Source organism: Streptomyces sp. NPDC001222, assembly GCF_042896945.1.
Taxonomy (GTDB): domain Bacteria; phylum Actinomycetota; class Actinomycetes; order Streptomycetales; family Streptomycetaceae; genus Streptomyces; species Streptomyces gibsoniae.
In genome coordinates this window covers 22,115-46,315 of the sequence record NZ_JBIAXT010000019.1, presented here as the reverse complement: position 1 = coordinate 46,315, position 24,201 = coordinate 22,115, and the positions used below count along the sequence as shown (strand labels likewise).

Here is a 24,201-nt window from a genome sequence, read left to right as displayed (position 1 = left end):
TCCTCAGACGAGTTGGTAACCGCGAAGGTTGCTGAGCAGGAGGTAGGTGTCCTGCAGGGACCCGGAGGTGTCGCCCAGGGAGCGGTAGATGCCCCACTTGGGCCGTACGCGGTCGGCCAGGAAGGTGTCGACGCCCGTCTTCTGCGCATCGACGACCGTGGTGGAACCGCTCTTGAGGATCCAGCGGACCGAGCCCGCGGAGCCGTTGCCGACCTTGATCTGGAAGTCGACGTCGGTCCAGGTGTCGTGGAGCGGTTCGAGATCGGTCCGGCCCACCAGGATGTCGTCGATGGCGAGCTTCAGCTCGATGGTCTGTCTGCCTGCCCCACGCTCGGCTTCGCGCGCGCGGGAGGTGCCCCCGTCCCGCCGCAGCGACTGCACCACGATCGGCGAGGTGCCGTTCCCCGGCTGCTTCATCTGCATGATGTGGGTGAAGGTGGTGGTCGCCTTCAGCGAGCTGGGGATGTACATCGAGTACGTCACCCGCCAGGTCTGCCCCTGGGTCCACTTGAGATAGCTGCTGCCGCTCGTGCGCAGCCCGGTGACCTCCTGGCGCTGCCGGTCGGCGGAGGTGTCCCGGTCGGCCATGTGCATGTTGAAACGCCAGTTGGCGCCGGTGGCGAAGATGTGCGGATGTCCGGCCGGGTGGGAGTCCGCACGGTCGTCCTCGACGGTCTCGAAGGCGCCGAGACCGTCACCGCCGGCCGACGGGGACCACTTCGACTGCCAGGAGGCGGCGTGTGCGGAGGAGGTGGGAAGACCGACGGCAGCGGCGGCCGTGCCGCCGAGCGCCGCGCCCAGCAGGGTTCTTCTGGTGGGGCTCATGACTGATCACCTCGTTGCGAAGGGTGGGTCGTCCGGAGCTGCTCGTTCATGATCAAGAAGGCGCCCAGGCCGTGGAGGTCGTTGGTGGCCGGGGTGCGGGCGATGTAGTACGCGTAGTCGCCGACGTTGGTGCCGACGGAGATGCCGGCCAGGTCCGTGCGCCCGTCGGAACCGACGGAGAGCTGCGCGAGGACGCCCGCGTAGCCGCGCCGGGCCACCTGGGCGTAGTGCGGGTCCAGACAGCCCTGCTGGACGCCGCGCGAGAGGGCGTAGGTGAACATGCTGGAGCAGGAGGTCTCGGTCCAGTTGCCGACTCGGCCGCCCTTGTCGATCACCTGGAACCAGCGGCCGGTCGCCGGGTCCTGGTACGTCTCCAGTCCGGCCGCCAGCTTGCGCAGGATCGCGAGCAGTTCGGGCCGACGGGGGTGCTGCGCGGGAAGCGCGTCCAGCACATCGGTGACGGCCATGGCGTACCAGCCGACCGCCCGGCACCAGTGCTCCGGCGCGAGGCCCGTCGCGGGGTCGGCCCAGTTCGCCGTCCTCGACTCGTCGTACGCGTGCCGCAGCAGTCCGTTCGGGCTCTGGAGGTGGCTGCCGTAGACGTAGAGCTGCTTGGCCGCCTCGTCGTTCGCGTACGTCGCGTCCCCGAACTCCTTGCCGTACTCGACGAGGAACGGGTTCACCATGTAGACGCCGTCCGACCAGAGCTGGTGCGCCCGGCTGCTGGTGTCGGCGTGCCAGAAGCCGCCGTCGGAGGTCCGGGGGTAGGTGTCGAGCCGGTCGCGGATCTTCCGGGCCGCCTTGCGGTAGCGGTCCTGTCCGGTCTCATGGTGCAGGATGACCAGCAGCCGGCCCGCCTGCATGCTGTCGAGGCTGTTGAAGCTCTGGTCGATCGAGCCGTCGCTCTTCACGAAGCGGTCGACATAGCTCTTGATGTACGAGAGACGGCGGGCGTCGTGCGTGCGCCGATAGGTCAGGTACTGGCCGTAGAGGTACAGGCCGACCGGGTAGGACCAGCCGCCGATGGTGCTCGGTGTGTAGCGGGCCGTCGTCGAGTCGACGACGGCCACCGACCAGTCGGTGGTGCTCCGGGGCCGGGCGGCCGGTGCCGGCGTCCCGGCGGCCGGTGCGGACGGGACGGCCTCGGCCGACCCGGCGAGCAGGGCGGTGGCGAGCGCGCCCGCCGTCAGTGCTGCCCGCAGGCGTCGTCTCATGGTCCTTCCTCTCGGTAGGCACGGTGGACGTGGGTGAGATCGCCGCGCGGCTTCGCCGCCCGGTCGACGAGGGTGCGTACGAGGGCGTGGTCGGGGGCGAGCCGGCAGGCCGGGTCGGTACGGGTGGCGTCGCCGGTGAGCGCGTACGCCTGGCAGCGGCACCCGCCGTGGTCGACGCCCCGCAGGACACAGCCACGGCAGGGGTCGCGCATCCAGCTCTCGCCCCGGTAGGCGGTGAAGGCCGGGGAGCGCCACCAGATCCAGTCGAGCCGGTGTGCCCGGACGTTCGGCGGGTCGAGGCCGGGGAGGGAGGCGGCGGCCGGGCACGGGAGGACCGTTCCGTCCGGGGCGACGGTGAGCGAGACCGCGCCCCAGCCGCCCATGCAGGGTTTCGCCGTGCCGTCCACATAGTCGGGGGCGACCCACACCAACTCCAGGCGCCCAGCGAGGAGTTCGCGGCGGCGGGCCACCACCGAACGCGCCCGGGCGATCTGGTCGCGGCTGGGCAGCAGGGCGGCCCGGTTGCGCAGAGCCCAGCCGTGGAACTGGGTGTTGGCCAGCTCGATCCGGTCGGCGCCCCAGGTCAGGGCCAGATCGATCAGCTCGTCGAGCGCGTCGATGTTCGCCCGGTGCAGGACCGCGTTCAGACCGAACGGCAGTCCGGCCGTGCGGATCAGCCGGGCGGCGCGCTCCTTCGCCGCGAACGAGCGGGCACCCGCGATGCGTTCCGAGGCGTCGGGCCGGGCGTGCTGTACGGAGAGCTGGACACTGCGCAGTCCGGCGGCCACGAGAGTGGCCAGCCGTGGTTCGGTGAGGCCGACGCCGCTGGTGACGAGCTGGGTGTAGAGGCCGGGGGCGTCGGCCGCCCGCACGATCTCCGGCAGATCACGTCTGAGGAGCGGCTCGCCGCCGGACAGATGGGTCTGGACGACGCCCAGGCCGGCGGCCTGACCGAAGACGTCGGCCCACTGCTCACCGGTCAGCTCTGCTGACCGACCGATCAGTTCGACGGGGTTGGAGCAATACCCGCAGCGGAGCGGACATGCATGGGTCAGTTCGGCGAGCAGCGCCCAGGGGGGATCGACGGTCACAGGAGCCAGCCCTCCTTTCGCAGGGCCCAGAGGAACCTCGGTACCTCGCTGTCGACCGGGGCACCGGGGAAGCGGTCGCCGAGCGCGGCGACGATCTCGTCGAGGTCCAGGCCGCCGTCGCACAGCCGCAGGACGGCACCGGCGCTGCCGCGCAGCACGACCACGCGCTCGGGCACGAGCAGCAGATCGGTGTCCCGGACGGGATCGTGCCGCAGCACCGCCGCACGGTGGAGCGTCGGCCGCCAGGTCATGGCGGGCCCGGAGCGGGGCGCTCGGACGTGCCGGCTCCCGCCTGGTCCACCGCGTCCAGCAGAGCCCACAGCACCTCGCACTTGAAGGTGAGTGCGGCGAGCGCCCGCTGCTGCTCCGCTCTGGTCCCGGCCCGGGCCAGCACCAGGGCGAGGGCCTCCTCGCCGTCCCGGCCGCCCTGCCCGACCCGGCCGCGGAAGTAGGCGAGCCCGTCGGCCTCGATCCAGGGGTAGTGGCGCTCGAAGGCGGCGATGCGGGTGCGCATCAGGCTCGGTGCCGACAGTTCGGTCAGGGACGCGGCGACCGCGTCGAGCGCGGGGCGCGAGCGGCAGAAGCTGACATAGCCCTCGACCGCGAACCGCACCCCGGGCAGCACCCGGGAGGCGTCCCACAGCACGGCACGGTCCAGTCCGGTCGCCTCGCCGAGCCGCAGCCAGCGCTCGATCCCGCCCTCGCCCTCGGCCGTGCCGTCGTGGTCGCGGATGCGGCGCAGCCAGGCCCGCCGCAGTGCCGGGTCGTCGAACTTGGCGAGGATCAGGGCGTCCTTGACGGGGATGTGCCGCTGGTAGTGGAAGCGGTTGGCGACCCAGCGGCGCAGTTCGCCGGGGGTCAGCTCGCCCCGGTGCATACGGACGTTGAACGGATGCCGGTCGTGATAGCGCTCCGCGGCGACGGCGCGCAGCCGCTCGGTGAACTCGGCGGTCCCCCACGGGGCCGCGACGCCGTCGTCGCGCACGGGTGTCCCGGTCATGGTGCGCGCGCCGTCCGGCTAGCGGTCGGCGAGCGCGTAGGCGGTGACTTCGAGGGCGGTCTCCACGACCAGATAGGCAGGAGCCTCCCAGGTCCTCTCCTCCGATGTTTCCCGAATGATCTGCTCCGGCTGAGGGGTCTCGGACGCCTTCTCATTCATGTGCGCAAACCTGCTTTCGTACCGGGTGGGGGGTTGGTGAGCACGGCAGAGAGCCAGGTAAGCGGCGCGTTCACATGGATGCACCGGGTTCAGTGACTCGTCTGGTGCCGCGTTACAGAGTTGCGGGATGAGCGGACTCGGTCAATGGTCCGGACCGTGGAGGTCGGATCCATTTCTGGCCAATCTGCGGGTGCGGCCAAGATTCCGTGCGGAAATCCCCGGTCAGGAATGCGCACGCGCCCGTGATCGTTGACCATGGGAGTACCACCCGTCGACTTGAAGGATCGAGAGCTCGTGAGCAGCAAGGTCCCCCCGATCATCCTCAACAACGGCGTCGAGATGCCCCAGCTGGGCTTCGGCGTCTGGCAGGTGCCGGACGACGAGGCGGAGAGCGCCGTCGCCACCGCCCTGGAGGCCGGGTACCGCAGCATCGACACAGCGGCGATCTACGGCAACGAGGAGGGCGTCGGCAAGGCGGTCGCCACCTCCGGCATCCCGCGCCAGGACCTCTTCATCACCACCAAGCTCTGGAACCGCGACCACGGGTACGACTCCACGCTGCGCGCCTTCGACACCTCGCTGACGAAGCTCGGCCTCGAGTACGTCGACCTGTACCTCATCCACTGGCCGCTGCCGTCCCGGGGCACGTTCGTGGACACGTACAAGGCCCTCCAGGCGATCTACGCGGACGGCCGCGCCAAGGCGATCGGCGTGTCCAACTTCCTTCCGGAGCACCTGCGGACACTCATCGAGGAGACGTCCGTCATTCCGGCGGTCGACCAGATCGAGCTGCATCCGCATCTTCAGCAGCACGCGGCGCGCGAGTACCACGCGGAGCAGGGCATCGCCACCGAGGCCTGGTCGCCGCTCGGCCAGGGCAAGGGCCTCCTGGAGGTCCCCGCGATCGTGGCCATCGCACAGAAGCACAACCGGACCCCGGCCCAGGTCGTGCTGCGCTGGCACCTCCAGCTCGGCAACGTCGTGATCCCGAAGTCCGTGACGCCGTCCCGCATCAGGGAGAACATCGACGTCTTCGACTTCACGCTGGACACCGAGGACATGGCGGCGATCAGCGCGCTCAACGAGGATCGGCGCATCGGCCCGGACCCGGCGACGTTCGACATGGTCTGACCCGGCCACCCCCTGCGCGGCGCGTCCCGGATCGCTTCCACGGCGACTTCGGGGCGCGCCGTCGTGTGTGCGGGGTGGTGAGGACCGGGCGCGTTCGGAGCGGCGCGGGCCGGCGGCCCGGGCGAGCCCGAGCTGCGGATTCCCCCCGAAGCGCTCAACTCTCGCCAGCTGCACGGGCATTGGGGGTTGACGCGGCCATGTTGAGGGGTCCACCTTGTACGGCACCCGGTAAGGAAACTTTCCTAACAGAAGGGTCCCCCCACAGTGCGCACTCGAACACTGACCCTCGCCGCCACCGCCGGCGCCGCGCTCCTCGCCACCGCGGTGCTCCCCGCCAACGCCTCGGGCGCGACCACCCCCAAGTCCGCCCAGGAGGGCTCGGTCAGCGCGGCCGCCCTCCTCGCCAAGGTGACGTCCTGTTCGCAGATCTCGAACGGCAAGTACAAGACCGACGACGAGACCTCGGCCACCGTCCCCGTGTGCGGCAAGAACGGCGCGGTGTTCTGGAAGGCCGACATGGACGTCGACTGCGACGGCCAGGTCACCAGCAAGTGCAACGGCGACGCCGACCCCTGGTTCCAGGACGACACCGCCTTCCACCAGTCCGACGGCAAGCCGCTGCGCGCCGACTCGCTCCCCTATGTCGTCGTGCCGAGCGCCAGCAGCATCTGGAAGTACTCCAGCTCCGGCATCAAGGGCGGCGGCGTGGTCGCCGTCATCTACAACAACAAGGTCGAGTACGCGGTCGTCGGCGACACCGGCCCCACGAAGATCATCGGCGAGGCCTCGTACGCCACCGCAAAGGCCCTCGGCATCGACCCCGACCCGGCGACGGGCGGCGCGGACTCGGGCGTGACGTACATCCTGTTCAAGAACTCCCAGGTGTCGCCGATCGAGAGCCACAGCGCGGCGGTCTCGCTCGGCCAGTCGCTGGCCCAGCAGTTCATCAACAGCAACTGATCCGGACGGCCGGCCGCGAGAGGGCTCCGGCCGGACAGGTCCAGTCGTGCGGGGAGCGGGCACGCCCGCTCGGTGCCGCGGGGCACGCGGTACCGGGCGGGCGGGCGGGCGGGCGCGTCAGGCGGGTCGTACCGCCGTGTGGACCGTGTACGCCTTCAGCACGAACACATCCGTCCGGCGGTGCACGCTCGCCTCGTCCTCCGGGTCGAGGAGGCGGTCGAGGGTGGCCCGGTCCTCGGCGTCGAGGCCGTCGTCCAGGGCCTCGCGCAGCCGGGTCAGAACGGCGGCGACATATGTCCGGGCCCGGTCGTCGACCGGGGCGGGCAGGTCCAGCAGGAAGCTGCGCGTGCCGGAGTGCTTCAGGCCGGCGACGGTCAGCAGAGCCGGCCAGTCCTCGACCTCGGCGACGGTGCCGGGAAGTTCGGCCCGCATCCGCGCGAACCACTCCGACTCGACCGCGTCGAGCCGGGCCTGCAGGCCCGGACGGCCGATGCCGATGTCCCTCGGCAGGAACCGGGCGGGCAGACCGCCCTCCAGCAGCGCCAGGGTGCCGCCCGGCGCGAGATGCCCGGCGAACGCGGCGAGGGCGGCCCGCTGGTCGCCCAGGTGGTGCAGGCTGTTGCTGGCCCAGAGGAGGTCGGCCGGGTAGTCCAACTCCGCCAGTACGTCAGGGAGTTCACCGGTGAGGGTGCCGAACCGGTCGGTGAGGCCGAGCCGGGCGGCCCGGGCGCGGGCGCGTTCCAGCAGCGGACCGGAACCGTCCACCGCGACCACCCGCGCACCGGGGAAGGACTCGGCGAAGAGGGCGGAGACGACGCCGGGTCCGCTGCCCGTGTCGACGATCTGGCCGGGTCGCGGCGTCTCCTGCGCCAGCCAGGCCATGACCGTCCGGTACAGGGGGGCGAACAGCTCCGCCTGTGACTCCAGCATCGGCGCCATCACGGCCCAGTCGATGTCGGTCTCACCCTGGTGGCCATGGTGAGCGTGCTGCCCATGGCGGCCCTGGCCGTCGTGTCCGCCGCGTTCCCCGTGTTCGCCGTGGTGCTCGTGCGCCATTGGTCAGCCTCTCTTCTCGGTGCCGTCAGCCTGCGCCGAGCCGCCGTACGAAGGCAACTCCTCTTGCCGGAGCAGCAAAATCCGTGGTGCACGATCCGTGGTGCCGCACGGCCGGTCGGTGCGGCGAAAATCAGGTGCGGCGCGGGCGGGCGGTCGGGACCATGGGCCCATGGACGACCTACTGGTGGAGCGTTTCCTCGAGGACGGGTTCGTGAAGATCGAGGGCGCCTTTCCGCCACGTGTCGCCGAGGACTGCGCCCGGCTGCTGTGGCGGGAGACGGGCTACGCCCCGGAAGACCCCGCCACCTGGAAGGACCCGGTGTACCGGGTGAGCGGCATGGCGCAGGGCCCGTTCGCCGCCGCGGCCAACTCCCCCGCCCTGCACGAGGCCTTCGACCTGCTGGTGGGCGAGCGCCGCTGGGAGCCCCGCTACGCGCTCGGCACCTTTCCGCTGCGCTTCCCGCACCAGGAGGAGCCGGGCGACACGGGCTGGCACATCGAGGGAAGCTATCTCCCCGAGGGCGCCGAGCTGTGGCACGCCAATCTCCGCTCCCGGGAGCGTGCTCTGCTGATGCTCTTCCTGTTCACCGAGGTCACCGAGGACGACGCCCCGACCCGCATCCGCGCCGGCTCGCATCTCGACGTGCCACCGGTCCTCGAGCCCTACGGCGAGGAGGGCGCCTCCTTCCTGGAGCTGGGCCCCCAGGTGGACGCGGCCTCCGCGCACCGCCCGCTCGCGTACGCCACCGGTCGCCCCGGAGACGTCTATCTCTGTCATCCGTTCCTGGTCCATGCCGCCCAGCCGCATCACGGCGCCCGGGCCCGGTTCATGGCGCAGCCGCCCCTGTGTCCGGCGGTGCCCTGCGAGCTGGAGCGGGCGGACGGCAACTACTCGGCGGTGGAGTTCGCGATCCGCCGGGGGCTGGCCGGGCAGGGCTGACCCGGCGGATCACCTCGGCCGGAGCCCCTGGCGTCGGCCGCCGGCCACGGGTGGACCACATCGGCGTGACCTCCCAGGCGCCCGGCGGTTACGCCGGTCATGCGTGCTTCTCGTCCGGGCGGACCGGCCGTCGTCACCCTCGACCTCAACTCAGCTTCCGAGGCCACCGGCACCACCCGGCACTACGACGACGCCGCCCGGCTCAACGAGGACATGGTCGACGCCCGTGTCCGGGCCGGGATCCACTTTCGCTCGGCGGACCTCGCCGGGTGCCGCGCCGGCAGCCGCATCGGGGTCCGGGCGCCCGCCCACTACCTCCGGCCGCTGCGATCACGGCCGGAACCTGCCGCGCCGCGCCCCGCCTGCCCTGCGGATCAGGCGTCAGGATCCGGGCTTGCGAAAGACCCGGAGGGTGAACTCCGGGTCGGGGCGCGGCCGGTCCTGGTCCGGCAGGGCGGCCAGCCGGGCGGTGATCCGTTCCCCGAGCGGATCACCGGGCCTGAGCGTGGTGAACCAGCCACGGCGCAGGTCCGCCGCCGTGCCACGGGCGCTGCGGCCCTGGCCGACGCCGCTGAAGCGGGCCCCTCCGGCCGGCACGAGACCGTACCCGGCGGCGTGCTCCGCGACCGCCTCCGCTGCGTCGGACGCGGGCCGGCGCGGGCGCCGGGCGAGCACGGCGTCGATGTCGCTGCCCACGTCATGGGCGGCGGCCTTGTCCACGGTGGTGACATACACACCGCCCGGCCGCAGCACCCGGGCGCACTCGGCGAGCACGGCCCGCACCTCCGCGGGCCCCTCGACGAGATGCAGCAGCCAAATGCTCGTGACCGCGTCGAACGTCCCGTCCGGGAACGGCAGTCGGCGGCTGTCGGCGAGGACCACGGCGCCGGGCAGCCGGACGGCGGCGCGGCGCACCATCCCGTACGCCAGGTCCGCGCCGGTGACCCGCAGTCCGGGCCGCCCGTCCGCGAGCCGCCGGGTCACGATCCCCGTGCCGCAGCCGACGTCCAGCAGCCGGTGCGCGTCCTCGGGTATCAGCCCGAGCACGGCGTCGGCCGCCGCCGCGGCGCGTGGCTCACCGCCGCGCGAGGAGTCGTAGCCCTCGGCCTCCTTGTCGTAGTCCAGCAAGGCCTGTCCCCGTTCAGTGCGCCCCGTGTCCGGGTGCCAATTTCTCGATGCGGTGGGCGAGGTCGAAGTCCAGCTCGGTGACGGCGCCTCCCACGCTGTGCGTGTTCACCGTGAGGGAGACGGTGTGGTAGCCCAGGGTGCAGTCGGAGTGGTGGTCCAGTTCCTCCTGCACCTGGGCGATGTGGACGACCATGGCGGTCGCCGCGAAGTGCGAGGGGAGCCGGTAGGAGCGGGCGATCCGATCGCCGTCCAGCGACCAGCCGGGCAGCTCCGCCAGCCGGTCCTCGATCTCCTTCTGCGACAGCGGTTCGACGGGCATGACCTGGCTCCTTCCGTACGACGTGGGGCGCGTCCCACCCTGTCACATCCCCTCGGTGGAGCGCCGTACGCACGGCCGGGCCCGTGGGCCGTCAGCTCTGTGTGCACTCCGCCGCGAGATCGTCCGCCACGACGGTGATCTCGGCCCGGCCCTCGATCTGTTCCAGCCAGTCCTGCGGCAGCCCGTGGTCGCCGTGGCGGGCGCCGAGGAGATTGCCGCACAGGGCGCCGGTGGAGTCGCTGTCCCCGGAGTGGTTGACGGACAGCAGCAGGGCGCGCCGGACATCGGGCTCCACCAGGGCGCAGTACACGGCGATGGCGAGAGCCTGTTCGCCGACCCAGCCCGCGCCGAGCGTCTGCACCTTCTCCGCTGTGGGCGCGCCCTCCGCGGCCAGATCGAGGGCGCCCCGCAGCGCGGACGTGGTCTCCTCGTGCCCCAGGTAGCGGGCCAGGAGGCGCAGCGCGCGCAGCACCGCGCCCTCCAGGGACTCCCCCTCGACCAGATGCGCGACGATCGCGGCGAAGGTGCCCGCGGAGTAGTAGCCGGTGGGGTGGCCGTGGGTGGTCTGGGCGCCGCGGGCCGCCCTGGCGAAGGCGGTGTCGGCCGGCACACGGGTCAGCCCGAAGGGCGCCGAGCGCATGACCGCGCCGCAGCCCTTGGAGTCGGAGTTCACCCGGCCGGGGCGGCCGAGTGCGGCCTCCGGGTCGGGAACGAAGTCCTGGGCGAGGCCGGAGAGACAGGCGTTGCCGGGCGCGCGGCGCGCGTACAGCCAGGGCTGGGCCGCGAGGCCCTCGGCGCCCTCGGGTGGCCCGGACAAGCGCTGGGTGTCGAACCAGCGGCCGTAGGCGTCCCGTACCAGCCGGGACCAGTCGTCGTCGGTCCCCCGCTGTCGTTCACGGACGCGTGCCTGCCGGATCCCCTCCACGGTGAACAGGGTCATCTGGGTGTCGTTGGTGATCCGGCCGACGGCTCCCGCTGCGTCCGGCACCAGACGGGTGACGCCCTGCTCGCCGTGCAGGGCCCGGATACGGTCCAGGGAGACGAACTCGACGGGATACCCGAGGGCGTCGCCCACGGCACCGCCGAGCAGGGATCCCCGCACCCGGGCCCGGTAGATCGCCGTGGCCTCCCAGGACGGGTTCAGTCGGTCGTACATGCACCGCTCCTCGACTACGGTCGTCCGTATGACCATTGTCGCGACCGGCGCCGCCGCCTCCCCACCGGCCCCTTCCGACCCGGCCATCGGCCCGCTGCTGCGGGGCTGGCGCGAGCGCAGACGGGTCAGCCAGCTGGAGTTGGCGCTGCGGGCGGGCTCCTCGGCACGGCACATCAGCTTCATCGAGACGGGGCGGTCACGGCCCAGCGAGGAGATGGTGCTGCGGCTCGCCGAGCATCTGGACGTCCCGGTGCGCGAGCGCAACGCGCTGCTGCTGGCGGCCGGTTACGCCCCGCACTACCCGGAGACCCCGCTGGACGACCCGTCGATGGACGCGCTGCGCGCGGGTGTGGAGCGGCTGATCCAGGGCTATGAGCCGTATCCGGCGCTGGTGGTGGACGCGCGGTACGACGTGGTGGCGGCGAACCGCGGCATCGCGCTGCTCCTGGAGGGGGTCCCGGCGCGGCTGCTCACCCCGCCCCTGAACGCGATGCGCCTGACGCTGCATCCCGAGGGGCTGGCGCCGCGCATCCACAATCTCCGTGAGTGGCGCGGGCACTTGCTGGCGCAGATGGAGCGCCAGATCGCGCTGCAGCGATCGTCGGCCCTGCGGTCCCTGTACGAGGAGGTGGCGGCGTATCCGGTCCCGGACCGGGGCGAGCCCGGGGCCGGTGCCGAAACCGACGAGCCCGTACCGTACTTCGCGCTGCCGATGCTGATCGAGCACGACGGCCGGGTGCTGTCCTTCATCTCGTCCATCTCCACCTTCAACACCCCGATGGACGTGACCGTGGCGGAACTGGCCATCGAGACGTTCCTCCCCGCCGACCCGGCGACCGTCAAATACCTTCAGTCACTGCGCTCCTGAGGTGCCGTCGGCCGTCGGCGCGGCATCCTCGGGTGTCGGCGCGGACGGGTCCTCGCCCGTGGCCCGGGGCCGGCGCAGCCGCCGCACGGCCCCGACGACCAGCGACCAGGTGCCCCACACCGCCCCCACTCCGGTCGTGAAGGCGACGAAGACACCCCAGCCGGTGCGCAGCCGGTCCCAGAGGGTCGCGAAGAAGCTCCGGGGCGGCGCCTCGGTGTGCGTCCGCACGTCGATGGTCCTCTTGACGAGGACGGTGGAGGTATTGGTGTAGTACGCGGTGACCGTGACGCTGACGGTCAGGGGGCCGGGCGCGTGCGGTGTGATCCAACAGGTCCAGGGGACGCGGTCCTGCCTGGTCAGGACCGGCTGCAGGGACGACGAGTCGGAGGTGCAGTCCGCGTCGCCGTGGCAGGCGAACCGCACGCCCATCTCAGCCCCGGTGGGCATCGGGGTGTCCGGTTTCCCGTTCGGTGACGCCTTCCAGCTGCCGGAGACGGTCACCAGGAAAGGGATCGGCTCCCCCACCCGGAGACGCCGGTCCCGTAGGTCGTCGTACTCCACGTCGCCCTGGAACAGGGCCCTGCGCGCCTTGTCAAGTGCCGTGACAAAGCCGCGCTGCGGTGGTAATTCGCCGCTGCCGCGGGATCCGTCCGGTGCCCCGCAGGCGACCGCAAGAAACAGCAGGGCTGCGAACACCAGCACGGACGCCGGCACCGCACGGATGAGGGGCGCCGCCCCGATCACCCCTGACGACAATGGCCGTGACCGCGTCGACCGCGACCACGTCGTCCTGCCCCGTCGTAATGTCCCGCCCCTCATGCTTCCCCTCCCGCTGATAAGCATCCCGTGTCCCCCACCGCTGCAACAGGCCCACTCCGGTCACGGGAATCATCCGCTCCCCACGACACCCGTGAGACGCGGGGCCGAACATGCCACACTGCTCACGTACTTCGGCGCGTAGGGGAGGCGTGGCGTGAGTGAGCGGCGAGCTGCGCCCACCGTGGGGCAGGTGGTGCTCGGGCGGCGGCTGCAGGAGTTGCGGGAGGCCGCCGGGCTGAAGCGCGAGGAGGCGGCGCAGGTGCTGCGGGTCGCTCCGGCGACCGTGCGGCGGATGGAGACCGCCGATGTCGCGTTGAAGATCCCGTACGTGCAGGTGCTGCTCACCCGGTACGGCGTGCCCGCCGAGGAGATCACCGCCTTCGTCCGGCTCGCCGAGGAGGCCAACCAGCCGGGCTGGTGGCAGCGTTACCACGACGTGCTGCCCGACTGGTTCAGTCTGCATGTCAGCCTGGAGGGCGCGGCCCTCATCATCCGGTCCTACGAGCCGCATTTCGTGCCCGGGCTGCTGCAGACCGAGGACTACGCGCGCGCCGTTCTGGAGGCCGGGACCGTCGGACAGGTCCGCCCCCAGGACATCGAGCGGCATGTGGCGCTGCGTCTGGCCCGGCAGGAGTTGCTGACCCGCCCGGACGCGCCGCGCCTGTGGGTGATCATGGACGAGACAGTGCTGCGAAGACCGGTGAGCATCCGTGCCGAGGTGATGCGCGAGCAGCTCGACCGGCTCCTGGAGGCCAGTGAGGACCCCGGGATCACCTTGCAGGTGGCCGAGTTCGCCGCCGGGCCGCATCCGGGCACGTACACCCCGTTCGTGCTGTTCCGCTTCCAGGAGCCGGAGCTGCCCGACATGGTCTACAGCGAGTATCTGACCGGCGCCCTCTATCTGGACTCGCGGGCCGAGGTGGCCATGCATCTGGAGGTCCTGGACCACATGTCCGCGAAGGCGGCCTCCGTCCAGCGCACGAGGGCGATGCTGCGCGAGTACCGCGAAGCCTACTGACCCGGCTGACACCGGGGCCCCGCACCGAGCACACACTCCCCCCACCAGGAGCCTGCGCATGACGATCGGACCCGAGGCCGCGCCCACCCGCATCGACACCGGCAAGCCCCATCCCGCCCGGGTGTACGACTGGTGGCTGGGCGGCAAGGACAACTACCCCGACCCGGAGGATGTCGCGGCCCAGGCAGAAGGCATCGTGCCGGTGTACGCCGGGGTCGCGCGCAAGCCCTGAACCGGCCACCACCTCTCAGGCCGCCCCGCCCCGTGTGTCCTTGTCGTCGTCGACGATCTCGGCGTCCACCACGCCCTCCTCGTCCTGGGGTGTGGTGTGCTGCTCGGTGCCCTCGGCGGATGCCTGCTGGGCCCGGGCGTACATCGCCTGTCCCATCCGCTGGCTGACGGAGGCGAGTTTCTCGATGCCGGCCCGCAGCGCCGCCGTGTCGGCCTCGCCCTCCAGCAGGCTCCTCAGCTCGGCGAGGGCGGCCGTCACCTCGCTCCTCGCGTCCGCGGGTACGCGCGCCTCGCTCTCCGGGTTCTCCCGCAGGAACTTCTCGGTCTGGTAGACGCGTTGCTCGGCCTGGTTGCGTGTCTCGGCGGCCTCGCGGCGCTTGCGGTCCTCCTCGGCGTACTGCTCCGCGTCCCGCATCATCCGGTCGATCTGGTCCTTGGGGAGCGCGGAGCCGCCCGTGACCGTCATCTTCTGTTCCCGGCCGGTCGCCAGGTCCTTGGCGGAGACATGCATGATCCCGTTGGCGTCGATGTCGAAGGCCACCTCGATCTGCGGCACCCCACGCGGCGCGGGCGGCAGCCCGGTCAGATCGAAGACACCGAGCTTCTTGTTGTACGCGGCGATCTCACGCTCGCCCTGGTAGACCTGGATCCCGACGGACGGCTGGTTGTCCTCGGCGGTCGTGAAGATCTCCGAACGCCGGGTGGGAATGGTGGTGTTGCGCTCGATCAGCCGGGTCATGATGCCGCCCTTGGTCTCGATGCCCAGGGACAGCGGGGTGACGTCGAGCAGCAGGACGTCCTTGACGTCGCCGCGGATGACACCGGCCTGGAGAGCGGCCCCGACCGCGACGACCTCGTCCGGGTTCACGCCCTTGTGCGGATCCTTGCCGGTGAGGTCCCTGACCAGTTCGGTGACGGCGGGCATCCGGGTCGAGCCGCCGACGAGAATGACATGGTCGATCGCGGAGAGCCTCACACCCGCGTCCTTGACCGCGCGGTCGAACGGCGTCCGGCAGCGGTCGAGCAGATCGGCGGTGAGTTCCTGGAACCGGGCCCGTGTCAGCTGCTCCTCCAGATGCAGCGGGCCCTGGGAAGAGGCCGTGATGTAGGGCAGGTTGACGGTGGTCTCGGTGGAGCTGGACAACTCGATCTTCGCCTTCTCGGCGGCCTCGCGCAGCCGTTGCAGCGCCATCTTGTCGGCTTTCAGGTCGATGCCGTGCTGCCCCTGGAACCGCTGGGTGAGATGGTCCACGATCCGCTGGTCCCAGTCGTCCCCGCCGAGACGGGTGTCGCCGTTGGTGGCCTTGACCTCGATGACCCCGTCGCCGATCTCCAGCAGGGAGACGTCGAAGGTGCCGCCGCCGAGGTCGAAGACGAGCACGGTCTGCTCCTCGGCGCGGTCGAGGCCGTACGCGAGGGCCGCGGCCGTCGGCTCGTTGACGATCCTGAGGACCTTCAGTCCGGCGATCTCCCCCGCCTCCTTGGTGGCCTGGCGCTGGGCGTCGTCGAAGTATGCGGGCACGGTGATCACGGCGTCGGTGACGTCCTCGCCGAGATACGCCTCGGCGTCCCGCTTCAGTTTCTGCAGCACACGGGCCGACAGCTCCTGGGCCCGGAAGCGGGTGCCGTCGACGGACCCATGCTCCGGGAAGTGCCAGTCCGGGTCGCCCATGTGCCGCTTGACCGAGCGCGCGGTGCGCTCGACGTTCGTCACCGCCTGCCGTTTGGCGACCTCGCCGACGAGCACGTCGCCGTTCTTGGCGAAGGCCACGACCGACGGGGTGGTCCGCGCACCCTCCGCGTTGGCGACGACGGTGGGTTCACCGCCCTCCAGAACGGCCACCACCGAGTTCGTCGTACCGAGATCGATCCCGACCGCGCGTGCCATCGCTGTCCCCTTCCGCCAGGGCGCCTGTCGCACTCCATCACAGGACGCGAGCGGCCTGTTGTCCATGACGCCGACTGGGCACCGGTCACCGTCCGCCCCGTCATCGGATACCCGGAAAACGGCGATGCCGCGCCCCCCTCGCGGCGGGCGCGGCACCTGTGGACGGAGGCGCGTCAGGAGAGCTTGGCGTCCAGGGTGATCGTCGTACCGGTGAGGGCCTGGCTGACCGGGCAGTTCTTCTTGGCGTCCTCGGCGGCGGCGACGAACGCGTCGTTGTCCATGCCGGGGACCGTGCCCTCGACGGTGAGGTGGATGCCGGTGATGCCCTCGCCCGGCTGGAAGGTGACATCGGCCTTCGTGTCGAGCTTGGTGGGCGGGGTGCCGGCGCCGGCCAGGGCGTGCGACAGCGCCATGGAGAAGCAGCTGGAGTGGGCGGCGGCGATCAGCTCCTCGGGGCTGGTCTTGCCATTCGCCTCCTGGGAGCGCGAGGCCCACGTCACCGGCTGCTGTCCGATGCCGGAGGAGTCGAAGGTGACGACTCCGTCGCCCTCGAGCAGATTGCCTTCCCAGACGGTGTGTGCGGTGCGCGTGGTTGCCACGATGAGTCCTTTCGCATGCCGTGCGAATTCTCGTCAGGGCGATCCCGTTGCCGGGTGCCGCGCCCTATCCGATCACATTCCGGCGCACGGGGCGCGCAGGACGTCACGGTCGCGGCCTGACTCCCGTTCCGTCCCACGGGCGAGGGTCAGGCGGCGCGCTCGGTCTCGTCCTCGCGTCCGGTCAGGGGCACTTGGGGGCCGTCGCACTCGCGCAGCCAGCGGCGGAACAGCTGGTGGAGCCGCTCGGCGCCGACGAGTTCGGCGCCGTCCCCGGCCGGTGCTGACAGGGTCACCGGCCAGAGCAGGAAGGGGCGGCCCTGGGCGCCGCCGAGTCCGCCGTGCGAGCCGATCTGCTCCTCGAACGCGAGGACTTCGCCGGTGTCCGGGTCGTACCACGAGTTGACCATGATGTCGGCCGTGTGCGGGAAGGAGTGGGTGCGGCGTACGGCGTCGGCGGCGCCGGGACCGAAGTCGGCCAGCGGACCGGTCCCGTCGGCGAGCCGGTCGACCGGGACCTCCGCGCCGTGCGCCCCCAGCACCACCCCGCCGTGTTCCTCGCTGCGGACGAGGACGAAGCCGACCCCGGGGTGCTCGGCGAGCGTCGTCAGCAGCGCGGGGTGACGGTGGTCGATCTCCTCCTTGCTCATCCGGTGCGGCACGTCCGGGAAGGAGACGAGTCCGAGATTGCCGGAGGCGAGCACGACGGGCTCGGAGCGGCGGCGCGTCGCCGGGTGGCCCCCGCCGTCCTCCTCCACCGGCCGGCGCAGTGCGGCCCGTACCGCCGCGCGGGCCTCGGCTCCGCTGTGCGTCCGTTCGACGCGGCGGGGCACGGGCAGTGCGCAGCCGGCCCGCACCAGATGGCCGAGGCTGAGCCCGTAGCGGGTACGGAAGGTCTCGCCGGGGCTCTGGCCGTGGTCGGACAGCACCACGATGCGGTACGGGCGCGGGGCGTGCTCGGCGACCTGGGCCAGCAGCGCCAGCGAGCGGTCCAGTCTCCGCAGGACCTGCTCGGCGTCGCGGCTGTGCGGGCCGGAGTGGTGGGCCACTTCGTCGTACGCCACCAGGTCCGCGTAGACCGCGTTGCGTCCGGCGAGCATGTCGCCGATCACGGCGGCCACGACGACGTCCCGTTCGACGACCGTGGCGAAGGCGCGAACGAACGGGTAGAGGCCGCCGCGGCCGACCCGTGGCCGCTGCTCGGCGAGCCGGGCCCGGGTGGACTGTCCTATCTCGCGGCCGACGTCGGCGACGAACGACATGGCGGTGCGCACGGCGCCCGCGGGATCGCTGAAGTAGGCGAAGTATCCGGCCCGGGAGCGGTTCTCCCGGCCGCGCCGCGCGGCGACGGACAGCACCAGGGCGAGCTGGTCGGCGCCGCCGCTGAACAGATTGCCGCGGCTCGCGCCGTCGACGGTGAGGAGCCCGCCGTCACCGGTCCGCGCGATGGCGCGGCGCTGGAGTTCCGCGGCGCTCGTCGGCCGGTTGCAGACCATGACCTCGCCGCTGTCCTTCTCGTACCACCGGAAGGCCGGCACATCGTGGTTGGAGCCGTGCAGGATGCCGAGCTGGCTGGCGCCGGTCTGGCTGGACCAGTCGGTGCGCCAGGCGGTGAGGCGGTGGGTGGGACCGCGGCCGTCGGACGGCGCGAGCCAGGAGGCGACGGTCGGCATCAGCCCCTTGTCGACGGCTGCCCGCAGCACCTCGTGTCCGACGCCGTCGAGTTGGACGAAGACGGCACCGGGGGTGGCCGGTCCGGCCTGCCCGGAGGCGCGTGCGCGGCGCCGGGCGGCGAGCCGGTAGAGCCGTCTGCGGTACGCGTCGTCGTCCCGGACGGCCAGGGCGGCGCCGGTGGCCGAGGCGACGGCGGACATCACGGCGGCGACCACCACGGCCGTCTCGGGCGCGGCCGCGCCGCGCCCCGAGGGGTTGATGCGCAGGGCGACCAGCAGCAGGGAGCCGTTGAGGAAGAAGACGAGCAGCCCGAGGACGAGGGCGGGCACGAGCAGCAGCAGCCGGACGAGCAGAGGCCACACGAGGGACGACAGCAGACCGAAGACACCGGCGCCGGCCGCGGCGGTGACGGCGATCCGGGTGGCGCTGTCGCCGCTCGCGGACTGGAGCCGGAAGTCCGGGAGGATCCCGGCGAGGACGAGCATGGTGACGGTGGACGCGGCCCACACGGCGATGCTCCGCCCCCCTGCGCTGATCAGGCTCCGCCAACGCCCGCGCCCCACACCACACCTCTCGTTCCGGCCCGTCGTCCGCACCCCGCGGGGCCGCCCCCACCTTGTCACAGCCGCCCAGGACACCCGGCGGGGCCCGGGGAGCGCGGAGGGGCGGAGGGCCGGGTCAGCGGCCGTCGTAGCCCGCGGTCGGCATCGAGAGGCGGCGGTGCACGCGGGCCTTCATCTGGGCGTCGTAGGAGGGTTCCGCGTGCCCGACCGTCTCGATGCGCACGCCCCGCCGAGCGCACTCGGCGGTGAACTCCTCCACGGAGGACAGGGCACGCTCCAGCACCCGGCGGCTCGGGGCGACGAACAGATCGACCAGGCCCGCGTCCACGTCCGACCACAGCGCGCTGTGGTCGGGGCGCAGTCCCCGGACGAGCAGTTCCCGCTTCACCACATAGCCGCGCTCCGCTGCCCAGCGGGCGCACATCGCGTGCTGGCTGCGGGAGTCGACGAGGAAGGGGTCGGCGTCCAGCTCCTCCAGCGGCGTCAGGCTGGCGATCGCCGTGACCCGGACCGTGGCCGGACCGCCCCAGGCGTCGCGTGTGCCGGAGGTGCCGTGCGCATCTCCCATGGGGTCCCCCCTCACCTCAGGGTTTCGCCGCCGACCCTACCCCTGCCCGTAGGCTCGGGGGGAGTCGCACGAAGGAGGCATTGAGGTGCCGGTGGAGATCACGTGGTGGGGACACGCCACCTGCACGGTCGAGGACTCCGGTGTACGGGTCCTGACCGATCCCCTGTTCGCACGGCGCCTGGCTCATCTGCGGCGGCGCCGCGGTGCCCCGCCGCCGCCCGAGGCCGCGGTCGCGGTCCTGGCGCTGGTGTCGCATCTGCACGCCGACCATCTGCATGTACCGTCGCTGGCCCGCCTGGCGCCGGGCACCCGTCTGCTGGTGCCGCGCGGAGCCTCCGGGCAGGTGCCGGGACTGCGGCGGCTGGGCGGCCTGCGGGTCACCGAGGTCGTGCCCGGCGACCGGGTGCAGGTCGGTGACCTGGTGGTACGAGTCGTCTCCGCGCGGCACGACGGACGCCGGCTGCCGGTGGGACCGCACCGTTCCCCCGCCCTGGGGTTCGTCGTCGAGGGCGAGGCCCGGACGTACTTCGCCGGGGACACGGGCCTGTTCCCGGCGATGGCCGAGGAGGTCGGGCCGGTCGACGTGGCGCTGCTGCCGGTCGGCGGCTGGGGGCCCTGTCTGGGGGAAGGGCATCTGGACGCGGGGCGCGCGGCGCAGGCGCTCGCCGGGCTGATGCCGCGCAGTGCGGTGCCGGTGCACTACGGCACGTACTGGCCGATCGGGATGGACGCCGTACGCCCCCATGAATTCCACGCGCCGGGCCAGGAGTTCGTGCGCCTCGCCGCGGAACGTGCGCCGGAGGTCGCGGTGCACCTCCTCGCGCACGGCGAGAGCATACGGCTGGAGACCGCCCGATGACCGCCGCCTGCCGCCCGGGCGCCGGGGGCACCCGCGGGTGTCCGGTTGCCGGCCGCGCCCTCGCCCCGGGGGGCGCCCGGTGATGCTCTTCGCCGTCACGGGCGGCACCGTGCCCACGGAGTCCACGCAGCAGGCCGTGGGTTATCCGACGCTGTTCCTGCTGGTGCTGATCGGCGCGCTGGTGCCGGTCGTGCCCACGGGAGCCCTCGTCAGCTCGGCCGCGGTGGTGGCGTTCCACCAGACCGCGCCGTTCTCGCCGGCGCTGGTCCTCGTCGTGTCCTCGCTCGCGGCCTTCCTCGGGGACGTCGCGCTCTACTGGCTGGGGCGGCGCGGCATGCGGTCGAAGAACGGCTCCCGCTGGCTCCGGACGATCCGCGACCGCGCCCCGGAGGAACGGCTCGCCCAGGCGCAGCAGAAGCTGGACGACCACGGCATCGCGGTGCTCACCCTCTCCCGGCTCGTCCCGGCAGGCCGTATCCCGGTGATGCTCGCCTGTCTGCTGGCCGGGATGCCGCTCAGGGACTTCGCCCGCGGCGACGCCCCGGCCTGTCTCGCCTGGGCGGTGACGTACCAGCTGATCGGCATCCTGGGCGGCTCCCTGTTCCCGAGGCCCTGGGAGGGTGTGGTGGCGGCGGTCGCGCTGACTCTCGTGGTCGGCGCGGCGCCCGGGGTCTGGCGCCGGGTGCGCCGCTCCGCCGCCTCCTGAGCGGCCGGCTCACTCCAGCACCCGGGACGCGCCGATCGGCAGGTCCCACAGGTGCTCTCGGGCCAGTCCCGCCTTCTCCCAGGCCTCCCGGACCCGCGTCAGCGGTTCGAGGACCGGCTCCGCCGACAGCACGAACGTGCCCCAGTGCATGGGTGCCATGCGGCGCGCGCCGAGGTCGGCCGTCGCCCGCACCGCCTCCTCCGGGTCGCAGTGGACGTCGCGGAGCCACCATCGCGGGTCGTAGGCGCCGATCGGCATGAGCGCCAGATCGATCCCCGGATAGCGGAGGCCGATCCGCTCGAACCAGCGGCCGTACCCCGTGTCCCCCGCGAAGTACACGCGCCGTCCGTCGGACGCCGTCAGTATCCAACCGCCCCACAGGGAACGGCAGGTGTCGGTCAGGGTGCGCTTGGACCAGTGGTGGGCGGGGACGAAGTCGAAGCGGACACCGTCGAGTTCGGCGCCCTCCCACCAGTCCAGCTCGGTGACGCAGGTGAATCTGCGCCGCCGGAACCACGGGGCGAGCCCGGCCGGTACGAACACCGGGGTCGTGGCCGGGAGCCGGCGCAGGGTCGGGGCGTCCAGATGGTCGTAGTGGTTGTGGCTGATCACGACGGCGTCGATGCGCGGCAGGGCGTGCCAGTCGATGCCGACGGGGGTGATCCGGGCCGGCGTGCCGAGGATGCGCCGGGACCACACCGGGTCGGTGAGGACGGTCAGCCCGCCGATGCGCACCACCCAACTCGCGTGCCCCGCCCAGGAGACGGCGATCGTGCGGGTGTCGGTCCGGGGCAGCGGCTGCGGCTCGTACGGCAGCAGCGGGACGTCCCTGAGTCCCTCGGGCCCGGGCCGCACGGTGCCCTCGCGGGCGAAGCGGGCCAGGGCCTTGATGCCGGGCAGGGGGGCGGTGAGCCGGTCGACGAAGGAGCGGGGCCAGATGCGGCGCTCGCCCAGCGGACGGGGCTCGGCCAGCGGCGGGAGCGGGGCCGGTCCTCCGGGGACCGGGCTCAGCAGGGACGCGGGCACCGGCTCACCCACGCTCTGGTACGCCGGGGTGGGGGTCGTGGGCGGCTCGGACTGCTGCGTCATCGAGGAGGCTCCCATCGCTGAGCGTCGTCGCGGAGATCGTCGAAGACCGATCCAAGGAGGTTCAACGCGCGTTGCAGATGCGGCAGTTCCAGCGGGGCGGGGAACTGGAGGCACTGCTCGCGTTCCTCGGCGGTGGTGCCGAGGAGGGGGCCGGTGGACAGACGGACGCGGAGCGCCGCCAGATCGTCCCCGAAGCGATGGCCGCCCGGCACGGGCATGCCGAGCCGGGCGGTGAGGAAGTCCTCCAGTTCCTGGGCGTCTCCGACGTCGTGCGCGCCGAGCGCGTGGCGCAGCGGGTCGAGGTCGGCGTAGAGGTGGCGCCCGGCCTGCGGGGGTCGGGCGACCGCACCCGCGGAGACCACGCGCCGGTGCACGGCGTCGGCCACGCGCGTGTGCAGCGCGACGGCGGCGGCGAGACGTCGGGTGATCTCGGGTGGCTCCTCGAGTGCGTATGCGGCCGCGGCGGCGACCGGGTCGGCGACATGGGCGCCGAGCGCGGTGAGCACGTCCAGGACTCGGGCGCGCAGCCCGGCGCCGTCGGCGGTTGCCGGGAAGCGGGCGACGGCCGCGGGCCAGCCCGTCGGCAGAAAGGGTCCGGCGAGGTCGGTGACCACGGTGACCCGTTCGGGCAGCATCTCGGCCGGGCTGAGCAGGACGGTTTCGTGCGGGCGGTGCACGGTGTCGCGCCAGGTCTCGTCGCTCACCAGGTGGAGCCCCTCCCCGGCGGCGGCCTCCACGGTCTCGTGCACCAGCTCGGGCGGCGCCACCGTGGCGGTCGGGTCGTCGGCGACGGCCAGCACCAGCAGTCGTGGGTCGCCGCCCTCCGCGCGGATCCTGCGCACGGTCTCCAGCAGGGCGTACGGGTCGGGGACGCCACCGCACTCGGCGGGTGTCGGCACCGGGAACACGGCCTGTCCGAGTGCCCTGACCTGGGGCACCCACCAGGCGGCACAGGGCCGTGGGACGAGCACGTCACCGCCGAGCGCGGCGGTGACGGCGAGAAGCAGGGAGGCGGCGCCGGGTGCGGCGGCCACCCCCTCGGGACGGGCGGGCAGTCCCCGTCGTGCGAAGTAGCCGCAGGCGGCCTCAGGCAGCCCGGTCACACCGCCGGTGGGCCAGGCGCCGTCATGGCCGGCGGCCCGGGCGAGCGCGGTGGACAGCGCGGGCAGCAGGGGCAGCCCGTCGCCGGGTAGGGGCGGGCCGTAGCGGACGGGGCCGTGCCCTTCCGGATCCGTCCGCCGCATGCCTGCCTCCGCGCAGTCCTTGATGCCGGTCCCCGTCCCCGGCTCGCCACGGGCAGCCGCCGCCCGGCCGACCATCCCCGTACGCCTGTTCGTTACCGTGCCGGTTGTTCCCCTACGGTGCTTGTGGTGCCCCAGGGATTTGAGTACCCAAGGTTCCGGCCGATCATGGGTCTCCGGCGGGGGTTCACCGGATCACGGGTTCAGCCGGGCGCGGCCGCGGCGCGGCCAGAGCCGGTACAGGGCGGCGGCGAGCGCGGCCGCGATCAGGAAGCCTCCGATGACGAGCGCGGGGACGGACGCGGCGTAGGAACCGCCCAGGCCCGCGTTCACCCCGTGCTGCGCACCGACGCCCGTTCGCCCGTTGTTCCTCCCCTGCCCGCGCTGCCCTTGCTGCTGTCCCGACCCGTTCTTCCGGCCCTCGCCCTGCTCTCGGCCCTGGCCCGACTGCTGCCGACGTCCCTGACCGTTGCCCTGAACCTGCTCCCGGCCCTCTTGACGCCCCCGACCGGTGCTGAAGGCCTGGCCCTGGCTCTGTCGCAAACCCTGTCCCTCGTCCCGGGCCTGCTGCTGTCCTTGCTGCTGCCCCTCCCCGTCCGACTCGTCGTCCAGCTCCTCGCCCGACTGCTGCCCATACTGCTGCGCCTGACCCTCGCCCGACTGCTGCCCGAACTGCCGCGCCTGACCCTCGCCCGACTGCTGCCCGAACTGCCGCGCCTCGCCCTCTTCCGGCTGCTGCCCGTACTGCCGCGCCTCGCCCTCTTCCGGCTGCTGCGCGTACTGCCGCGCCTCGCCCTCTTCCGGCTGCTGCGCGTACTGCTGCACCCGGCCCCCGCCCGACTGCCGCCCGAACAGTTGCGACTCGCCGCCCACCGGCCGCCTGCCCAGCCCCGAGCCTTGCAGCCGACCTGACCCGTCGTACCGGCCCTCGTCCGCCTGCCATCCCGGCCCGTCGTCCAGCTGCCCGTACTGCTGCGCCTCGCCCTCCCCCGGCTGCCGCCCGAACTGCTGCACCCGGCCCCCGCCCGACTGCCGCCCGAACAGTTGCGACTCGCCGCCCACCGGCCGCCTGCCCAGCCCCGAGCCTTGCAGCCGACCTGAC

The 24,201-nt window shown here is 72.5% G+C and carries 26 protein-coding genes and 1 pseudogene; 9 read left to right on the top strand and 18 right to left on the bottom strand.

Features of this window, described 5'->3' with window-relative positions; genetic code table 11:
• Positions 1-3: 3 nt before the first annotated feature.
• Genes ACFY2Z_RS24305 through pqqA form a run of 6 tightly spaced genes read right to left on the bottom strand, consistent with a single transcriptional unit; the run spans position 4 to position 4,289 of the window.
• The gene (locus ACFY2Z_RS24305; protein ID WP_390746205.1) at positions 4-825 is read right to left on the bottom strand and encodes a heparin lyase I family protein; all 822 of its coding nucleotides are present in this window, start codon (positions 823-825) and stop codon (positions 4-6) included.
• Positions 822-2,039, bottom strand: coding sequence for a glycoside hydrolase family 105 protein (locus tag ACFY2Z_RS24300; protein ID WP_390746204.1), 1,218 nt, complete (start codon positions 2,037-2,039; stop codon positions 822-824). Before ACFY2Z_RS24300 ends, ACFY2Z_RS24305 begins: the two co-directional genes overlap by 4 nt.
• Positions 2,036-3,130, bottom strand: coding sequence for a pyrroloquinoline quinone biosynthesis protein PqqE (pqqE, locus tag ACFY2Z_RS24295; RefSeq protein WP_390746203.1), 1,095 nt, complete (start codon positions 3,128-3,130; stop codon positions 2,036-2,038). The genes ACFY2Z_RS24300 and pqqE overlap by 4 nt, the downstream gene beginning before the upstream one ends.
• The gene (gene pqqD, locus ACFY2Z_RS24290) at positions 3,127-3,381 is read right to left on the bottom strand and encodes a pyrroloquinoline quinone biosynthesis peptide chaperone PqqD (protein WP_390746202.1); all 255 of its coding nucleotides are present in this window, start codon (positions 3,379-3,381) and stop codon (positions 3,127-3,129) included. The genes pqqE and pqqD overlap by 4 nt, the downstream gene beginning before the upstream one ends.
• Positions 3,378-4,130 (bottom strand): pyrroloquinoline-quinone synthase PqqC, encoded by a 753-nt coding sequence (gene pqqC / locus ACFY2Z_RS24285; protein ID WP_390746201.1) that lies wholly within the window; start codon positions 4,128-4,130, stop codon positions 3,378-3,380. Before pqqC ends, pqqD begins: the two co-directional genes overlap by 4 nt.
• Positions 4,131-4,148: 18 nt before the next feature.
• Positions 4,149-4,289 carry a pyrroloquinoline quinone precursor peptide PqqA gene (pqqA, locus tag ACFY2Z_RS24280; RefSeq protein WP_390746200.1) on the bottom strand — a complete coding sequence of 47 codons (141 nt, stop codon included), beginning with the start codon at positions 4,287-4,289 and terminating at the stop codon, positions 4,149-4,151.
• Positions 4,290-4,583: 294 nt separating this feature from the next.
• On the opposite strand from pqqA, the gene ACFY2Z_RS24275 reads away from it, so the two are divergent.
• Both ACFY2Z_RS24275 and ACFY2Z_RS24270 read left to right on the top strand, forming a co-directional pair.
• Positions 4,584-5,420 (top strand): aldo/keto reductase, encoded by an 837-nt coding sequence (locus ACFY2Z_RS24275; RefSeq protein WP_390746199.1) that lies wholly within the window; start codon positions 4,584-4,586, stop codon positions 5,418-5,420.
• Between the two features lie 264 nt (positions 5,421-5,684).
• Positions 5,685-6,380 carry a glycoside hydrolase family 75 protein gene (locus tag ACFY2Z_RS24270; protein WP_390746198.1) on the top strand — a complete coding sequence of 232 codons (696 nt, stop codon included), beginning with the start codon at positions 5,685-5,687 and terminating at the stop codon, positions 6,378-6,380.
• Positions 6,381-6,497: 117 nt separating this feature from the next.
• Here ACFY2Z_RS24270 and ACFY2Z_RS24265 read toward each other — a convergent pair whose 3' ends face one another.
• On the bottom strand, positions 6,498-7,436 hold the full coding sequence (locus ACFY2Z_RS24265) for a class I SAM-dependent methyltransferase (RefSeq protein ID WP_390746197.1): 939 nt from the start codon (positions 7,434-7,436) through the stop codon (positions 6,498-6,500).
• 169 nt (positions 7,437-7,605) lie between these two features.
• Between ACFY2Z_RS24265 and ACFY2Z_RS24260 the strand changes: the two genes are divergently transcribed.
• Positions 7,606-8,376: a phytanoyl-CoA dioxygenase family protein gene (locus tag ACFY2Z_RS24260; protein ID WP_390746196.1), complete on the top strand. Its 771-nt coding sequence runs from the start codon at positions 7,606-7,608 to the stop codon at positions 8,374-8,376.
• Between the two features lie 381 nt (positions 8,377-8,757).
• On the opposite strand, the gene ACFY2Z_RS24255 is transcribed toward ACFY2Z_RS24260, so the two are convergent.
• From ACFY2Z_RS24255 to ACFY2Z_RS24245, 3 genes are all read right to left on the bottom strand, one after another.
• Positions 8,758-9,504 carry a class I SAM-dependent methyltransferase gene (locus ACFY2Z_RS24255; RefSeq protein ID WP_390746195.1) on the bottom strand — a complete coding sequence of 249 codons (747 nt, stop codon included), beginning with the start codon at positions 9,502-9,504 and terminating at the stop codon, positions 8,758-8,760.
• A 13-nt stretch (positions 9,505-9,517) separates the two neighbouring features.
• On the bottom strand, positions 9,518-9,823 hold the full coding sequence (locus tag ACFY2Z_RS24250; protein WP_390746194.1) for a 4a-hydroxytetrahydrobiopterin dehydratase: 306 nt from the start codon (positions 9,821-9,823) through the stop codon (positions 9,518-9,520).
• 91 nt (positions 9,824-9,914) lie between these two features.
• Positions 9,915-10,979 carry an ADP-ribosylglycohydrolase family protein gene (locus ACFY2Z_RS24245; protein ID WP_390746193.1) on the bottom strand — a complete coding sequence of 355 codons (1,065 nt, stop codon included), beginning with the start codon at positions 10,977-10,979 and terminating at the stop codon, positions 9,915-9,917.
• A 28-nt stretch (positions 10,980-11,007) separates the two neighbouring features.
• Here ACFY2Z_RS24245 and ACFY2Z_RS24240 point away from each other — a divergent pair, with 28 nt between their 5' ends.
• A complete protein-coding gene (locus tag ACFY2Z_RS24240; protein ID WP_390746192.1) occupies positions 11,008-11,847 on the top strand; it encodes a helix-turn-helix domain-containing protein in 840 nt (279 codons plus the stop codon).
• On the opposite strand, the gene ACFY2Z_RS24235 is transcribed toward ACFY2Z_RS24240, so the two are convergent.
• A complete protein-coding gene (locus ACFY2Z_RS24235) occupies positions 11,833-12,549 on the bottom strand; it encodes a hypothetical protein (RefSeq protein ID WP_390746191.1) in 717 nt (238 codons plus the stop codon). The genes ACFY2Z_RS24240 and ACFY2Z_RS24235 overlap by 15 nt on opposite strands.
• Before the next feature lie 271 nt (positions 12,550-12,820).
• Here ACFY2Z_RS24235 and ACFY2Z_RS24230 point away from each other — a divergent pair, with 271 nt between their 5' ends.
• The gene (locus ACFY2Z_RS24230) at positions 12,821-13,684 is read left to right on the top strand and encodes a helix-turn-helix domain-containing protein (RefSeq protein ID WP_390746190.1); all 864 of its coding nucleotides are present in this window, start codon (positions 12,821-12,823) and stop codon (positions 13,682-13,684) included.
• 58 nt (positions 13,685-13,742) lie between these two features.
• A pseudogene (locus ACFY2Z_RS24225) lies at positions 13,743-13,907 on the top strand (SAM-dependent methyltransferase); the annotation flags it as partial.
• A gap of 24 nt (positions 13,908-13,931) precedes the next feature.
• Here the strand turns inward: ACFY2Z_RS24225 and dnaK are convergent.
• The 4 genes from dnaK to ACFY2Z_RS24205 form a co-directional block, all read right to left on the bottom strand.
• Positions 13,932-15,803 carry a molecular chaperone DnaK gene (dnaK, locus tag ACFY2Z_RS24220; RefSeq protein WP_390746189.1) on the bottom strand — a complete coding sequence of 624 codons (1,872 nt, stop codon included), beginning with the start codon at positions 15,801-15,803 and terminating at the stop codon, positions 13,932-13,934.
• Between the two features lie 173 nt (positions 15,804-15,976).
• Positions 15,977-16,402 carry an OsmC family protein gene (locus tag ACFY2Z_RS24215; RefSeq protein WP_390746188.1) on the bottom strand — a complete coding sequence of 142 codons (426 nt, stop codon included), beginning with the start codon at positions 16,400-16,402 and terminating at the stop codon, positions 15,977-15,979.
• Between the two features lie 146 nt (positions 16,403-16,548).
• Positions 16,549-18,636: an alkaline phosphatase family protein gene (locus ACFY2Z_RS24210; RefSeq protein ID WP_390746187.1), complete on the bottom strand. Its 2,088-nt coding sequence runs from the start codon at positions 18,634-18,636 to the stop codon at positions 16,549-16,551.
• A 115-nt stretch (positions 18,637-18,751) separates the two neighbouring features.
• Positions 18,752-19,204 carry a hypothetical protein gene (locus tag ACFY2Z_RS24205; protein ID WP_390746186.1) on the bottom strand — a complete coding sequence of 151 codons (453 nt, stop codon included), beginning with the start codon at positions 19,202-19,204 and terminating at the stop codon, positions 18,752-18,754.
• An 85-nt stretch (positions 19,205-19,289) separates the two neighbouring features.
• On the opposite strand from ACFY2Z_RS24205, the gene ACFY2Z_RS24200 reads away from it, so the two are divergent.
• Both ACFY2Z_RS24200 and ACFY2Z_RS24195 read left to right on the top strand, forming a co-directional pair.
• Entirely contained in the window at positions 19,290-20,063 is a 774-nt protein-coding gene (locus ACFY2Z_RS24200; RefSeq protein WP_390746185.1) for an MBL fold metallo-hydrolase, read from the top strand.
• A gap of 82 nt (positions 20,064-20,145) precedes the next feature.
• A complete protein-coding gene (locus ACFY2Z_RS24195) occupies positions 20,146-20,769 on the top strand; it encodes a DedA family protein (RefSeq protein ID WP_390746184.1) in 624 nt (207 codons plus the stop codon).
• A 9-nt stretch (positions 20,770-20,778) separates the two neighbouring features.
• On the opposite strand, the gene ACFY2Z_RS24190 is transcribed toward ACFY2Z_RS24195, so the two are convergent.
• From ACFY2Z_RS24190 to ACFY2Z_RS24180, 3 genes are all read right to left on the bottom strand, one after another.
• On the bottom strand, positions 20,779-21,858 hold the full coding sequence (locus ACFY2Z_RS24190; protein WP_390746183.1) for an MBL fold metallo-hydrolase: 1,080 nt from the start codon (positions 21,856-21,858) through the stop codon (positions 20,779-20,781).
• Positions 21,855-23,102, bottom strand: coding sequence for an aminotransferase class I/II-fold pyridoxal phosphate-dependent enzyme (locus ACFY2Z_RS24185; RefSeq protein WP_390746182.1), 1,248 nt, complete (start codon positions 23,100-23,102; stop codon positions 21,855-21,857). The genes ACFY2Z_RS24190 and ACFY2Z_RS24185 overlap by 4 nt, the downstream gene beginning before the upstream one ends.
• A 192-nt stretch (positions 23,103-23,294) precedes the next feature.
• A complete protein-coding gene (locus tag ACFY2Z_RS24180) occupies positions 23,295-23,432 on the bottom strand; it encodes a hypothetical protein (protein WP_390746181.1) in 138 nt (45 codons plus the stop codon).
• Positions 23,433-23,435: 3 nt separating this feature from the next.
• On the opposite strand from ACFY2Z_RS24180, the gene ACFY2Z_RS24175 reads away from it, so the two are divergent.
• On the top strand, positions 23,436-24,011 hold the full coding sequence (locus ACFY2Z_RS24175) for a hypothetical protein (RefSeq protein WP_390746180.1): 576 nt from the start codon (positions 23,436-23,438) through the stop codon (positions 24,009-24,011).
• The last annotated feature ends 190 nt before the right edge of the window (positions 24,012-24,201 follow it).